Source organism: Variovorax sp. IB41 (assembly GCF_016405905.1).
GTDB lineage: Bacteria > Pseudomonadota > Gammaproteobacteria > Burkholderiales > Burkholderiaceae_C > Variovorax.
In genome coordinates this window covers 69,116-81,633 of sequence record NZ_JAEFCB010000003.1, presented here as the reverse complement: position 1 = coordinate 81,633, position 12,518 = coordinate 69,116, and the positions used below count along the sequence as shown (strand labels likewise).

13 protein-coding genes are annotated in these 12,518 nt (G+C 67.7%); 7 read left to right on the top strand and 6 right to left on the bottom strand.

Going from position 1 to position 12,518, the window contains the following annotated elements; translation table 11 throughout:
* Window positions 1–62: 62 nt before the first annotated feature.
* Both JC881_RS08990 and JC881_RS08985 read right to left on the bottom strand, forming a co-directional pair.
* On the bottom strand, window positions 63–1,043 hold the full coding sequence (locus JC881_RS08990) for a tripartite tricarboxylate transporter substrate binding protein (protein WP_443083336.1): 981 nt from the start codon (window positions 1,041–1,043) through the stop codon (window positions 63–65).
* A gap of 5 nt (window positions 1,044–1,048) precedes the next feature.
* Window positions 1,049–4,018 carry a DNA topoisomerase III gene (locus JC881_RS08985; RefSeq protein ID WP_198785377.1) on the bottom strand — a complete coding sequence of 990 codons (2,970 nt, stop codon included), beginning with the start codon at window positions 4,016–4,018 and terminating at the stop codon, window positions 1,049–1,051.
* A gap of 85 nt (window positions 4,019–4,103) precedes the next feature.
* Between JC881_RS08985 and JC881_RS08980 the strand changes: the two genes are divergently transcribed.
* From JC881_RS08980 to JC881_RS08970, 3 genes are read left to right on the top strand one after another with little or no spacing between them, the layout of a single operon-like run.
* Window positions 4,104–4,742 (top strand): SET domain-containing protein, encoded by a 639-nt coding sequence (locus JC881_RS08980; protein WP_198785376.1) that lies wholly within the window; start codon window positions 4,104–4,106, stop codon window positions 4,740–4,742.
* A gap of 2 nt (window positions 4,743–4,744) precedes the next feature.
* A complete protein-coding gene (locus JC881_RS08975) occupies window positions 4,745–5,557 on the top strand; it encodes a biotin--[acetyl-CoA-carboxylase] ligase (protein WP_198785375.1) in 813 nt (270 codons plus the stop codon).
* Between the two features lie 9 nt (window positions 5,558–5,566).
* Complete coding sequence (locus tag JC881_RS08970) at window positions 5,567–5,764, top strand: sporulation protein (protein ID WP_198785374.1); 198 nt, start codon at window positions 5,567–5,569, stop codon at window positions 5,762–5,764.
* Between the two features lie 15 nt (window positions 5,765–5,779).
* On the opposite strand, the gene JC881_RS08965 is transcribed toward JC881_RS08970, so the two are convergent.
* The 3 genes from JC881_RS08965 to JC881_RS08955 form a co-directional block, all read right to left on the bottom strand.
* On the bottom strand, window positions 5,780–7,222 hold the full coding sequence (locus JC881_RS08965; protein WP_198785373.1) for a sensor histidine kinase: 1,443 nt from the start codon (window positions 7,220–7,222) through the stop codon (window positions 5,780–5,782).
* Between the two features lie 85 nt (window positions 7,223–7,307).
* On the bottom strand, window positions 7,308–7,979 hold the full coding sequence (locus JC881_RS08960; protein WP_176661219.1) for a response regulator transcription factor: 672 nt from the start codon (window positions 7,977–7,979) through the stop codon (window positions 7,308–7,310).
* Window positions 7,980–8,043: 64 nt separating this feature from the next.
* On the bottom strand, window positions 8,044–8,529 hold the full coding sequence (locus JC881_RS08955; RefSeq protein WP_198785372.1) for a MarR family winged helix-turn-helix transcriptional regulator: 486 nt from the start codon (window positions 8,527–8,529) through the stop codon (window positions 8,044–8,046).
* 147 nt (window positions 8,530–8,676) lie between these two features.
* Here JC881_RS08955 and recA point away from each other — a divergent pair, with 147 nt between their 5' ends.
* From recA to JC881_RS08935, 4 genes are read left to right on the top strand one after another with little or no spacing between them, the layout of a single operon-like run.
* The gene (recA, locus tag JC881_RS08950) at window positions 8,677–9,786 is read left to right on the top strand and encodes a recombinase RecA (RefSeq protein ID WP_198785371.1); all 1,110 of its coding nucleotides are present in this window, start codon (window positions 8,677–8,679) and stop codon (window positions 9,784–9,786) included.
* 51 nt (window positions 9,787–9,837) lie between these two features.
* Window positions 9,838–10,302, top strand: coding sequence for a recombination regulator RecX (gene recX / locus JC881_RS08945; protein WP_198785370.1), 465 nt, complete (start codon window positions 9,838–9,840; stop codon window positions 10,300–10,302).
* Window positions 10,280–10,756: an SRPBCC family protein gene (locus JC881_RS08940; RefSeq protein ID WP_198785369.1), complete on the top strand. Its 477-nt coding sequence runs from the start codon at window positions 10,280–10,282 to the stop codon at window positions 10,754–10,756. Before recX ends, JC881_RS08940 begins: the two co-directional genes overlap by 23 nt.
* 58 nt (window positions 10,757–10,814) lie before the next feature.
* Window positions 10,815–11,543 (top strand): hypothetical protein, encoded by a 729-nt coding sequence (locus JC881_RS08935; RefSeq protein ID WP_198785368.1) that lies wholly within the window; start codon window positions 10,815–10,817, stop codon window positions 11,541–11,543.
* A gap of 21 nt (window positions 11,544–11,564) precedes the next feature.
* On the opposite strand, the gene argC is transcribed toward JC881_RS08935, so the two are convergent.
* Entirely contained in the window at window positions 11,565–12,488 is a 924-nt protein-coding gene (gene argC, locus JC881_RS08930) for an N-acetyl-gamma-glutamyl-phosphate reductase (RefSeq protein WP_198785367.1), read from the bottom strand.
* Window positions 12,489–12,518 lie beyond the last annotated feature (30 nt).

Sequence of the window (12,518 nt, the reverse complement as noted above, 5' to 3'; positions counted from 1 at the left end):
CGCGCGCCCCGCCCGCTTCTGTAACAACCCACGCGCCGCCGGGGCCCTTGCGGCCCGGCCTGCTATTCGGGCTTCGCGCCCGAGGCCTTCACCGCCGCGCCCCAGACCCCGATCTCGCTCGCCACGAAGCGGTCGAACTCGGCACCGCTCGTGGGCGCGGGTTCGGCGCCGCGTTCGCGGATGAAGCGCGCCATCTGCTCGGTCTTCAGGATGTCGGTCACCTCGTGGTTCAGCCGTTCCACGACCTCGGGCGGCGTGCCGCGCGGCGCCATCAGGCCGAGCCAGCCGACGGCCTCGAAATTCTTCGTGCCCGCCACGCCGCTCTCGCGCACGGTGGGCACCTCGGGCAGTTGCGACGAGCGCGTGGCGGAAGTCACCGCCAGCGCAACGGCCTTGCCCGACTTGATGTGCGGCAGCGCGGCCGTCACCGAATCGACCATCAGCGGCACCTGGTTGCCCAGGAAATCCGACTGCGCCGGCCCGCTGCCGCGGTACGGGATGTGCGTGATGAACACATGCGCGGCCGATTTGTACATCTCGCCCGACAGGTGCTGCGTGCCGCCGATGCCGGCGCTCGCGTAACTCAGCTTTCCCGGCTCGGCCTTGGCGCGCGCGGTGAGCTCGGGCAGCGTGCGGATGCCGCTCTCGGGCGTGGCGAGAAACACCAGCGGCACCTTCGCGACGAGCGAGATGCCCACCAGGTCGCGGCGCGGATCGAAGCCGGGCTTGGCATAGAGCGTCTGGTTCACCGCCATCGCGCTGCCGGCCACCACCAGCGTGTAGCCGTCGGGCGGCGCGCGCACCACGAACTCGGTGCCGATGTTGCTGCCGGCGCCGGCCTTGTTGTCGATGATGACGGGCTGGCCCAGCCGCTTGCCCAGTTGCTCGGCGAGCGCGCGGGCGAAGATGTCGGTGGCCTGCCCCGGCGGGAAAGGCACGACCAGCTTGACGGGCCGGTCGGGCCACGCGGCGGCGTTGGCGAGGCCCGCGCCGGCCAGCAGCATCGCTGCAGCCAGTGCAACGGCCAGTGGTCGGCGCTGCATCTTCATCAGGCCGCGTCGGGCGCCGAGAGGTGCTTGCCCACGATGCCCGCGAGTTCGAACATCGTCACCTGGTCCTTGCCGAACACGGGCTTCAACTTCGCATCGGCATTGATCGCGCGCTTGTTGGTCGCGTCCTGCAGGCCGTTGGCCTTGATGTAGTCCCACAGCTTCTTGATGACCTCGGTGCGCGCCACCGGTTCGGCGCCGATCACCGCGGCCAGCGAGTCGCTGGGCTTCAGGCCCGCGCCGGGCTTGCGCGGCGCGGCGGCCTTCTTCGCGGCCGGTGCTTTCTTGGCGGCGGGCGTCTTCTTCGCCGCGACCTTCTTCGCGGCCGCGGTCTTGGCCGCGGGCTTGCCGAAGGTCTTGCGCGGCGGGAACTTGCTGCCGCCTTCGCGCGGCGCGAATTCGAAGGTCACCTTGCCTTCTTCGGCGTTCCACGTGAGGAAGGCCTTGAAGGCGCGGCGCGTGCGCATGCTCACGAACTTGTCCAGCAGGTCGGTCTTGCCGGTGGCCAGCAGCTTTTCCATCTGCGCGCGCTCCACGGGCTGCTGCAGGATGATCTTGCCGGTCTTGAAGGTGCAGCTGGGTGTGGGCTGCGCGTTGGTCGGCACCGACTTCTCGCAGACGTAGTTGCTGCCGTGTTCGAACACCGGCGCGCCGCACACCGGGCACGGGCCCACGGTGTCCTGCTCGCTGAAGTCGACGATCTCGCCGGTGTCGCCGTTCTTGTCGTCGCCGAAGTCGAACTCCAGCTTCCAGTTCTTGGATTCTTCCTCGTCGTACTTGAGGATGATCTCGGCGGTGAACGGCCAGCCCGCCTTGGAGCGAAAGCCCTCCAGCGGACCGATGTGCTTGTCGCGCAGGAGCGCCTCGGCCTCGGCCACCTCGAAGGTGCGCCCGGCCGGCGACTTGCCGAACGAGAAGCCGCAGGCGTCCTCGCCCGTGCCGCTCTTGCCCACGCAGCCGTAGCGGCGGTAGTTTTCGCGCACGACGCCGCCGCAGTTGGGGCACGGCGTCGCGAGCGTGGCGTAGTCGCCCGGCACGGTGTCGCGGTCGTACTCCTTGGCCTTCTTGACGATGTGCTCGGTCATCTGGGCGATCTCGCGCATGAAGGCATCGCGGCTCAGGGCGCCCTTCTCCATCTGCGCGAGCTTGTATTCCCACTCGCCGGTGAGCTCGGCCTTGGAGAGTTCTTCCACGCCCAGACCGCGCAGGAGCGTCATGAGCTGGAAGGCCTTGGCCGTCGGAATCAGCTCGCGGCCTTCGCGCAGCATGTACTTCTCGGTGATCAGGCCTTCGATGGTGGCCGCGCGCGTGGCTGGCGTGCCCAGGCCCTTCTCCTGCATGGCTTCGCGCAGCTCGTCGTCGTCGATGGTCTTGCCGGCGCCTTCCATGGCGCCGAGCAGCGTCGCTTCCGAATAGCGCGCGGGCGGGCGCGTCTTCAGGCCCTTGGTGTCAGCCGACTCGGTGTTGACGATCTCGCCCGGCTTCACCGGCACGAGGCGCTTGCCGTCCTTGTCGTCTTCCTTCTCGTCGTCCTGGGCTTCCTTGCCGTAGATGGCGAGCCAGCCCGGCTTCACAAGCACCTTGCCGTCGGTGCGGAACGGGTACTTCTTGCCGCCCTCTTCCACCGTGCTGATGCGCGTGGTCACCTGGTGCTCGGCGCTCGGGAAGAACACCGAGAGAAAGCGCCGCACCACGAAGTCATAGAGCTTCTGCTCGGCGTCGCTCAGGCCGCTGGGGGCCTGCAGCGTCGGGATGATGGCGAAGTGATCCGACACCTTGGCGTTGTCGAAGATGCGCTTGTTGGGCTTGACGTAGTTGCCGTCGACCGCCTGCTTGGCGAACGGCGCCAGGTGCTTCATGCCGCTGTTGGCCAGCATGCCCATGGTGTCCTTGACCACCGGCAGATAGTCTTCGGGCAGCGCACGCGAATCGGTACGCGGATAGGTCAGCGCCTTGTGGCGCTCGTACAGGCTCTGGGCCAGCGCGAGCGTGGTCTTGGCGCTGAAGCCGAAGCGGCCGTTGGCCTCGCGCTGCAGCGAGGTCAGGTCGAACAGCATCGGCGAGGCCTGCGTGGTGGGCTTGCTCTCCTCGGTCACCGTGGCGGGCTTGCCGCGCGCGGCGTTGGCGATGGCAATGGCCTCCTGCTCGTTCCAGACGCGGTCGGCGCGCTGCTCGGCATCGGGTTCGCCGTTGGCCAGGAGCGGCGCGTTGGCCTTCTTCCAGTCGGGGTTGAACCACTTGCCCGGGTACTGGCCGGCCTCGGCCGCGAAGCTGCCGTGGATTTCCCAGTAGTCGCGCGAGACGAACTTGCGGATCTGCTCCTCGCGCTCCACGACGACGGAGAGCGTCGGCGTCTGCACGCGGCCCACGGTCGTCAGGAAGAAGCCGCCGTCGCGCGAATTGAATGCCGTCATGGCGCGCGTGCCATTGATGCCCACCAGCCAGTCGGCTTCGGAGCGCGAACGCGCCGCGTCGGCCAGGCCCTGCATCTGCTTTTCGGTGCGCAGCGCATCGAAGCCGTCGCGGATCGCCTGCGGCGTCATCGACTGCAGCCACAGGCGCTTGACCGGCTTGCCCAGCGGGCTCTTGCCGCCGGCGTACTGCTCGATCAGGCGGAAGATCAATTCGCCCTCGCGGCCCGCGTCGCAGGCGTTGATGAGTTGCGTCACGTCCTTGCGCTTGGCCTGCTTGACCACGGCGTTCAGGCGCGTCTTGGTCTTGTCGACGGGCTTCAGGTCGAAGTGCGGCGGGATCACGGGGAGGTTGGCAAAGCTCCACTTGCCCCGCTTGACGTCGAACTCCTCGGGCGCCTGGATTTCGACCAGGTGACCGACAGCGCTGGTCACGACATAGCTGTCGTTCTCGAAATGCTCATCGTGTTTGTCGAATTTGCCGGCCACGGGCGTGAGTGCGCGGACGATGTCCTGCGCCACCGACGGCTTTTCTGCGATTACCAACGTCTTTGTCATCTAAGGGCTCTCTATACTCTGCGGCTTCCCGCGTGCACACGCGCACACGCGCATGTGTGCATATTCAAACTAACAGACTTCGGCGATGCCTTCCAAATCCCCACTTTCCGCCGGCCGCCGCATCCAGATGCGACGCTCGGATGTCCACGGCAACGGCGTCTTTGCCCTGCAGGACCTGGCCGAAGGCGAAACGCTGATCGAATACAAGGGCGAGGTCATCAACTGGAAAGAGGCGCTGCGCCGCCATCCGCACGACCCGGCCCAGCCGAACCACACCTTCTATTTCCACATCGACGACGGCCGCGTGATCGACGGCAACGTCAAGGGCAACGACGCCCGGTGGATCAATCACTCGTGCGAGCCGAATTGCGAGGCCGACGAAGTCGATGGGCGCGTTTATATCAAGGCACTGCGCAACATCGCTGCAGGAGAAGAGCTCAATTACGACTACGGCTTGATCATCGACGAGCCGTACACGGAAAAGCTCCTGTCCGAATTTCCTTGCTGGTGCGGCTCCGAGCAGTGCCGCGGCACGCTGCTGACTCCCAAGGATGAGGACGAAGAAAAGAAAAAAAAGAAGAAGGCCAAAAAGAAGGCCGAAAAGAAAAAGGCCGAGAAAAAAGAGGCCAAAAAAGCCGACAGGAAATCGGACGCCAAATCCGAAAAGAAGGCCGAAAAAAAGGCCGATAAAAAAACCGACAAGAAGAAGTCCAAGAAGGACTGAGCATGGGCAACACCACGGTCGACTGGCACGAAGACCGGATTGCCGCGTCGGTGGCGCCGCTGCTGCCCGGGTTCGCGGTCGAGGCCGTGGCCGAGATCGATTCCACCAACACCGAGTTGATGCGCCGCGCGCGCGCCGGCCGCACAGAGCCCGTGCTGCTGGTGGCCGAGCGCCAGACCGCGGGCCGCGGCCGCCTGGGCCGCGCATGGCAGAGCGCGCAGCCGGGCGACGCGCAGGCATCGCTCCTGTTCTCGCTGGGCCTGCCGCTCGCGCCGGCCGACTGGTCGGGCCTGTCGCTCGCCGTCGGTGTCAGCGTGGCCGAGGGGCTCGACCCGTCGGGCGCGCACAAGGTCGGCCTCAAGTGGCCCAACGACATCTGGGTGAACGACCGCAAGCTGGTCGGCATCCTTATCGAAACCGCATTGCCGCACGCCGGCGGGCCCGCTGCGCAGCGCTACGTGGTGATCGGCATCGGCATCAACATCGGCGCGCGCGAATCCGACGGCATGCGCACGCCGCCCGCATGGCTGCACCAGTGGCGCCCCGAGGCGGCCGCGCCCGAGGTGCTGCGCGAACTGGCCGAGCCGCTGGTGCGCAATGTGTTGGCCTTCCAGGCGCAGGGCTTCGCGCAGTTCGCCGAGCGCTTTGCGGCGCGCGACGTGCTGCGCGGCCGCGAGGTGGTGCTCAGCGACGGCACGGCCGGTGTCTGCGAAGGCGTGGCCTGGAGCGGCGAGCTGCAGGTGCGCACGGACGCGGGATTGCAGACCATCACGAGCGACGAAGTGAGCGTGCGCCCTCGCGGCATGGCTTTCTGAACATCACCCATGAAACTGCGCCTGGCACTCATCGTCCTGCTGCTGGCCAACGCCGGCTACTTCCTGTGGGCACGCGGCGACCTGGTGGGCTTCGGCCTCGCGCCGGCGAGCCTCAACGAGCGCGAGCCGCAGCGCATGGCGCGGCAGATCAAGCCCGAGTGGGTGCAGGTGCGCAAGGACGTGAAGGCGGGCGCGCCCGCGCCCTGACCGGCCCGCTCGCTCTTACGGCAGCGCCCCGCTCTCGAAGCGCACCGTGAAGCGCGCACCCGGTGGATGCTTGCCGGGGTGCGCATCCTCCAGCTTCACCTGTGCGTGGTGCTGGTTCGCGATCTCCCGCACGATCGGCAGGCCCAGTCCCGAGCCGTCGGCCTCGTTGCCCAGCACGCGGTAGAAGGGCTCGAACACCAGCTCGCGGTCGGACTCGGCGATGCCCGGGCCGTTGTCCTCCACCTGCAGCAGCAGCACGTGGCCGAAGGGGTCGGCCAGCACGCGCGCGGTGATCACGCCGGGGTGATCGGGCGTGGAGGGCGTGTAGTTGATCGCGTTGTCCACGAGGTTGCGCACCAGCTCCTTCAGCAGCGTCGGGTTGCCTTCGAACATCACGCCGGGCGCGCCGGCCTCCGCGCCGTCGTAGCCCAGGTCGATGCGCTTTTCGATCGCGCGCGGCACCGCTTCGCGCACCACCTCGATCGTGAGCCGCGCGAGGTCGCAGGGCTGGCGGTGCGTGTTGGCGCTGTTGCCCTCGGCGCGCGCGAGCGACAGCAGCTGGTTGACCGTGTGCGTGGCGCGCACGCTGGCGCGGCCGATCTGCTTGAGCGATTGCTTGAGCTCATCGGCGTTGGCGCCCTCGCGCTGCGCCAGGTCGGCCTGCATGCGCAGGCCCGCGAGCGGCGTCTTGAGCTGGTGCGCCGCATCGGCGAGAAAGCGCTTCTGCGTGTCGATCGAATCGTTGAGCTTGTTCAGCAGTTCGTTGACCGACGACACCAGCGGCACCACTTCGAGCGGCACCGACGATTCATCGAGCGGGCTCAGGTCGCCGGGCCGCCGCTCGCGGATGCGCGCTTCCACCACCGACAGCGGCTTGATGCCGCGCACCAGCGCGAGCCAGATCAAGAGCACCGCGAGCGGCAGGATCGCGAACTGCGGCAGCAGCACCCCCTTGATGATCTCGATGGCGAGCACCGACTGTTTCTCGCGCGTCTCGGCCAGCTGCAGCAGCGTGGGCGGCACGTCTTCGACGCCGCTCGCGATCCACAGCGAGGCCACGCGCACTTCCTTGCCGTGCAGGGCGCTGTTGTGCAGGAAGACCTGGCCGGGGGGCAGCGGCTCGTCCAAGCCGGGCATCGGGAGTTCGCGATCGCCGCTGAGCAGCGTGTCGTGGCCGTCGAGCAGCTGGTAGTACACGTGGCCGGCGTTGTCGGCGCGCAGGATCTCGCGCGCGGGCTGCGAGAGCACGAACTGCGTCTGCCCGTCCTTCACCGTCACCAGTTCGGCCAGCGCCTTCACGTTGTGTTCGAGCGCGCGGTCGAACGGCGCGTTGGCGATGCCCTGCGCCACCAGCCAAGTGACGCCGATGCTCACGGGCACCAGCAGCAGGAGCGGCGTGAGCATCCAGTCGAGGATCTCGCCGAACAGGGAGCGCTGCGCGCGCTGGAACAACTTCATCGGGCCGAGCCCTTCGGCATGCCGCGCACGTCCCGCATGTCGCGCACGTGGTGCATTCGGCGCATGCGGGGCGGCTGCGCCACCTTCACTGGATCTTTTCGAGGCAGTAGCCCAGGCCACGAACCGTAGCGATGCGCACGGGGCCCTTCTCGATCTTCTTGCGCAGGCGGTGGATGTAGACCTCGATCGCGTTCAGGCTCACCTCTTCGCCCCATTCGCAGAGGCGATCGACCAATTGGTCCTTGCTCACAAGGCGGCCGGCGCGCTGCAGCAGCACTTCGAGCAGGCCGAGCTCGCGCGCCGAGAGTTCGATCATCTTGCCGTCGATGGTGGCCACGCGGCCGGCCTGGTCGTAGACCAGCGGGCCGTGGCGGATCGCGTTGCTGGTGGCGCCCATGCCGCGGCGGGTGAGGGCGCGCACGCGCGCCTCCAGCTCCTGCAGGCTGAAGGGCTTGGCCATGTAGTCGTCGGCGCCGTGGTCCAGGCCCTTGACGCGTTCTTCCACGCTGTCGGCCGCGGTGAGCACCAGCACGGGCAGTTGCGAGCCGCGGGCGCGCAGGCGCTTGAGGATCTCGATGCCGTGCAGGCTGGGCAGGCCCAGGTCCAGGATCAGCAGGTCGAACTCGCTGTGGGTCATGAGCGCGGTGTCGGCCTGCGAGCCGTTGGCCACGTGGTCGACCGCCGCGCCCGAGGTGCGCAGGCTGCGCAGCAGGGCATCGGCGAGCACCTGGTCGTCTTCGGCAATCAGTATTCGCATGAGCCACCTCCGGCCGGTTCGGGCGCCATGCCGGCGCCGTTCACATTTGTCTCTCCGGGCGAGTCTAGCCCGCTGTGTAGGCCTCCAGACCGATGGTTACCACGGTGGCGATCTCGTCGCCGACGCTGCTGCGGAACTCGCGCTCGGCCTGGGTCACGGCGCTGCGAAAGGCGTCGAGCCAGGCCAGGCCGTCGGCGGTGAAGAGCACGCGCCGCGCGCGCGCATCGAGCGGGTCGGGCCCGCGCGTGACCAGCCCCCAGGCCTCGCACTGGTCCACCAGCGCGCCCATCGCCTGCTTGGTCATGCCGGCGCGCTCGGCCATTTCGGTGAGGCGCGAACCCTCGCGCGCGAGATGCCGGGTGATGTGGATGTGCGCGGCGCTCACCTGGGCGCGCGCGGCGAGGTTCGAGAGGGCGAGCGGCACATCGACGTCGTGCGCCATCAGCTCCAGCACGCGCTCGTCGAAACGGCGCATCGCATGGCCCAGCAGGCGGCCCAGGTGGGTCTGGCGCCAGGCGTCGGGATCGGTCGGGAAAGCGGCTTCGGCCATGGCACCAGATGGTAAATCAAACTGACTAAAAAATGGGTTTACGGAAACCCATCAACCCCTACACTACTGTTCAAGCATCCAGCCTGTGATTAAAAGCAGATGGATTGAAACCAGACACAAACCGTTGATTTTCAAGGAGATTTCCACATGGACGCAGTCGTCAAGGGCGCAAGCATCTCGGTCGCCAACAGTGAAAAGGCCAAGGCTCTTCAAGCCGCGCTGGCCCAGATCGAAAAGCAATTCGGCAAGGGCACGATCATGCGGCTGGGTGAAGGCGAGGCGCTGGAAGACATCCAGGTGGTCTCCACCGGCTCGCTCGGCCTGGACATCGCCCTGGGCGTCGGCGGCCTGCCGCGCGGCCGGGTGATCGAGATCTACGGCCCGGAATCGTCGGGCAAGACCACGCTCACGCTGCAGGTCATCGCCTCCATGCAGAAGCAGGCCGGCACCTGCGCTTTCGTCGACGCCGAGCACGCGCTCGACGTGCAGTACGCCCAGAAGCTCGGCGTGAACCTGTCTGACCTGCTGATCAGCCAGCCCGATACCGGTGAACAAGCGCTCGAAATCGTCGACTCGCTGGTGCGCTCGGGTGCCGTGGACCTGATCGTCATCGACTCGGTCGCCGCGCTCACGCCCAAGGCCGAAATCGAAGGCGAAATGGGCGACTCGCTGCCCGGCCTGCAGGCTCGCCTGATGAGCCAGGCGCTGCGCAAGCTCACGGCCACGATCAAGAAGACCAACTGCATGGTCATCTTCATCAACCAGATCCGCATGAAGATCGGCGTGATGTTCGGCTCGCCCGAAACCACCACCGGCGGCAATGCGCTGAAGTTCTACGCCTCGGTGCGCCTGGACATCCGCCGCATCGGCACCATCAAGAAGGGCGACGAGGCCATCGGCAACGAAACCAAGGTGAAGGTGGTGAAGAACAAGGTGAGCCCCCCGTTCAAGACGGCGGAGTTCGACATCCTGTTCGGCGAGGGCATCAGCCGCGAAGGCGAGGTCATCGACATGGGCGTGACGGCCAAGATCGTCGACAAGTCGGGCGCCTGGTACGCCTACAACGGCGAGAAGATCGGCCAGGGCCGCGACAACGCCCGCGAGTTCCTGCGCGAGAACCCCGAGCTGTCGCGCGAGATCGAGAACAAGGTGCGCGAGTCGCTGGGCATTCCGCTGCTGGCCGCCGACGCAGGCTCGGAGCCCGAGAAGGCCGAGAAGCCCGCCAAGGCGCCCAAGGCCGACAAGGCGGCTGAGTAAGTTCGAGCGCGCGGCCTTTCATGGGCCGCGCGAGCGGTCCTGGTCCTTCGAATGGCTTTCGGTGCTCCTTCCCTCAAAGGCCGCGCGCTGCGGCTCCTGAGCCAGCGGGAGCATTCGCGCGCGGAGCTGGAGCGCAAGCTCGCGAAGCACGAAGAAGAGCCTGGCACGCTGGCGAAGGCGCTCGACGAACTGGTCGCCAAGGACTTCATCAGCGAGCCGCGCGTGGTGGCCTCGGTGCTGAACCAGCGTGCCGCCCGCTCGGGCGCACTGCGGGTGCGGCAGGAACTGCAGGCCAAGGGCATTGCGCCAGAGGCCATCGCCGAGGCGGTGGCCGGCCTGCGGGACACCGAGGTCGAACGCGCCACGGCCCTCTGGCGCCGCCGCTTCGACGCGCCGCCGGCCGACGCGAAGGAGCGGGGCAAGCAGATGCGATTCCTGATGGCGCGCGGTTTCTCGGGCGCCGTCGTGTCCAAGGTGCTCAGGAGCGATTTCGATGAACCAACAGCAGACGAATGAAGACCGCGGCGCGCAGTCGCGCGTCATCGTGCAGCGCGTGGCCTGCGAATGGCGCCGTGCCTACCGGGTCGCCGCCGATCCGGCGCGCCTGCCCGACTGGGCCAGCGGCCTCGCCAAGAGCGCGCTGCTGCCGCAGGGCGACCACTGGATCGTGCGCACGCCCGAGAGCGGCGATGCCCGCATGCGCTTTGCGCCCGCCAATGACCTGGGCGTGCTCGACCACTGGGTCGCGCCCGAGGGCGTGCCCGAGGTCTATTTGCCGTTCCGCGTGATCGGCGTTGCGCCCGATGCCTGCGAGCTGCAGTTCACGCTGCTGCGCCAGCCGCACATGGACGATGCGGCCTTCGAGCGCGATGCCGCCTGGATCGCGCGCGACCTGCAGTCGCTCAAGCGGCTGCTCGAAGCGGAGCCGATCGCGCCTGCGGCGAGGTGGGGCAGGGCGGCGATGGCATGATCTGCGGCGGCCGGCGTCGCATGCGCCGGTTTTCCAAAAAAATCCCGGAGGAGCCCCCATGCCATCTGAACCTGTCAGCCAACCGTCTCTCGTCCGCACCGGCGCCAAGGCCGGCCTCAGCTTCGCCGGCTCGGTCATCAAGGGCGTGCTGCTGGGCATCGTGCTCGGTGGCGGTGTCTTCTTTTTCTACCTGAGCCAGCTGAACGGGCCCGGCAATCCGGCGGCGCGGGCCGGCGGTGCGGGCGCCATCGTGGCGCTCGTCACCTCGCCGCCGGTGCTGGTCGCGGTGCTGCTGCTGCTGTTCGTGGTCGTCTACGCGATGCTGGGCGTGCAGCAGGGGCGCGCCAAGGCGATGCAGCACCTGGTCGCCGCGCGTGGCGAGGCGGTGTCGCAGCGTCTGGCGGGCGCCGTCGCGGGCCGCATCGAGGCGATGCCGCGCACGCACGGCGCGCTGCAGCGCACGGCCGACTGGCTGTCGGTCGATGCGTTGACCAAGCAGCTCGCACCGGTGCTGGGCGAGGGCAGGGCGGTGCGGTCGGTGGTGGCGTTCGTGGTGAACCGCCTGCCGCTCAGCGACATGCTGGCCGAGTGGCAGCAAGGCCGCGTCGAACATGGCGAGCCGGTGGCGGGGGAGGGTGCGGCGCAAGACCCGGCGCTTCGCGCGTTGCTCACGCGCCGCATCAACGAGACGCTGCAGGAGATGTCGACGCCTTCGCGCAAGCCGCTCTACATCGCGTTGGGCGCGCACGCCGTGTTGCTGGGCGTGGGCCTCTGGCTCGTCAGGTAAGACGGAAAAGGTGCGTGGCGCTCAGAGCGCCAGCATCAGCTTCAGGTTCTGCACCGCGGCGCCGCTGGCGCCTTTGCCGAGGTTGTCCAGGCGCGCGATCACCACGGCGTGGCGGTGGTCTTCGTTCGGGAACACGCGGATATCGAGCTCGTTGGTGTCGTTGAGCGCCAGCGCGTCGAGCTTGCCGTTCTCGGTGGGCGGCAGCACCTTCACGAACTGCTCGGGCGTGTTGCTGCGCGCGTAGTGCGCGGCGAGCGCATCCTGCAGGTCGCCGGACTTCGGCTTGCCGGGCAGAAGGTCCAGATGCAGCGGCAACTGCACCAGCATGCCCTGCTTGAAATTGCCCACCGAGGGAATGAAGACGGGGCGGCGCGTGAGGCCGGTGTACTTCATGATTTCGGGAATGTGCTTGTGCTTCAGGCCCAGCGCGTAGGTCTCGAACAGCGGCGCCTTGCCGCCCTCGTACTCCTCGATCATGGCCCGGCCGCCGCCCGAATAGCCGCTCACCGAAGGGAGCGATACCGGGAAGTCGACAGGCAGGATGCCCGCGTCGACCAGCGGACGCACGATGGCGATGGCGCCGGTCGCATAGCAGCCGGGGTTGCCGACGCGGTCGGCCTTCGCCACGGCCTGCCAGTGGCCTTCGACCAGTTCGGGGAAGCCGAACACCCAGCCGGGCGCCACGCGGTGCGCGGTGGAGGCGTCGATGATCTTGGGTTTCTTGGCCGGCAGCTGGTCAATCAGCGCGACCGATTCGCGGGCCGCGTCGTCGTGCAGGCACAGCACCACGAGGTCGACGCCGGCCATGAGTTCGCGCTTGGCGTTCACGTCTTTTCGAAGCTCGGGCGCGATGCTCACGAGTTCGATGTTCGGCATCGTCTGCAACCGCTCGCGAATCTGAAGGCCGGTGGTGCCGGCTTCGCCGTCGATGAAAACCTTGGCCATATCGGAGTGTGCGTAGAGTGACTAGAAGAA

Bases quoted from the DNA above. Each gene is read 5' to 3' on its own strand.
- JC881_RS08940 (WP_198785369.1), top strand. From the start codon at position 10,280: ATGAACCAACAGCAGACGAATGAAGACCGCGGCGCGCAGTCGCGCGTC.
- JC881_RS08975 (WP_198785375.1), top strand. From the start codon at position 4,745: ATGGGCAACACCACGGTCGACTGGCACGAAGACCGGATTGCCGCGTCG.
- JC881_RS08985 (WP_198785377.1), bottom strand. From the start codon at position 4,018: ATGACAAAGACGTTGGTAATCGCAGAAAAGCCGTCGGTGGCGCAGGAC.
- argC (WP_198785367.1), bottom strand. From the start codon at position 12,488: ATGGCCAAGGTTTTCATCGACGGCGAAGCCGGCACCACCGGCCTTCAG.
- JC881_RS08970 (WP_198785374.1), top strand. From the start codon at position 5,567: ATGAAACTGCGCCTGGCACTCATCGTCCTGCTGCTGGCCAACGCCGGC.
- JC881_RS08990 (WP_443083336.1), bottom strand. From the start codon at position 1,043: ATGCAGCGCCGACCACTGGCCGTTGCACTGGCTGCAGCGATGCTGCTG.
- JC881_RS08960 (WP_176661219.1), bottom strand. From the start codon at position 7,979: ATGCGAATACTGATTGCCGAAGACGACCAGGTGCTCGCCGATGCCCTG.
- JC881_RS08965 (WP_198785373.1), bottom strand. From the start codon at position 7,222: ATGAAGTTGTTCCAGCGCGCGCAGCGCTCCCTGTTCGGCGAGATCCTC.
- JC881_RS08980 (WP_198785376.1), top strand. From the start codon at position 4,104: ATGCCTTCCAAATCCCCACTTTCCGCCGGCCGCCGCATCCAGATGCGA.
- recA (WP_198785371.1), top strand. From the start codon at position 8,677: ATGGACGCAGTCGTCAAGGGCGCAAGCATCTCGGTCGCCAACAGTGAA.
- JC881_RS08955 (WP_198785372.1), bottom strand. From the start codon at position 8,529: ATGGCCGAAGCCGCTTTCCCGACCGATCCCGACGCCTGGCGCCAGACC.
- JC881_RS08935 (WP_198785368.1), top strand. From the start codon at position 10,815: ATGCCATCTGAACCTGTCAGCCAACCGTCTCTCGTCCGCACCGGCGCC.
- recX (WP_198785370.1), top strand. From the start codon at position 9,838: ATGGCTTTCGGTGCTCCTTCCCTCAAAGGCCGCGCGCTGCGGCTCCTG.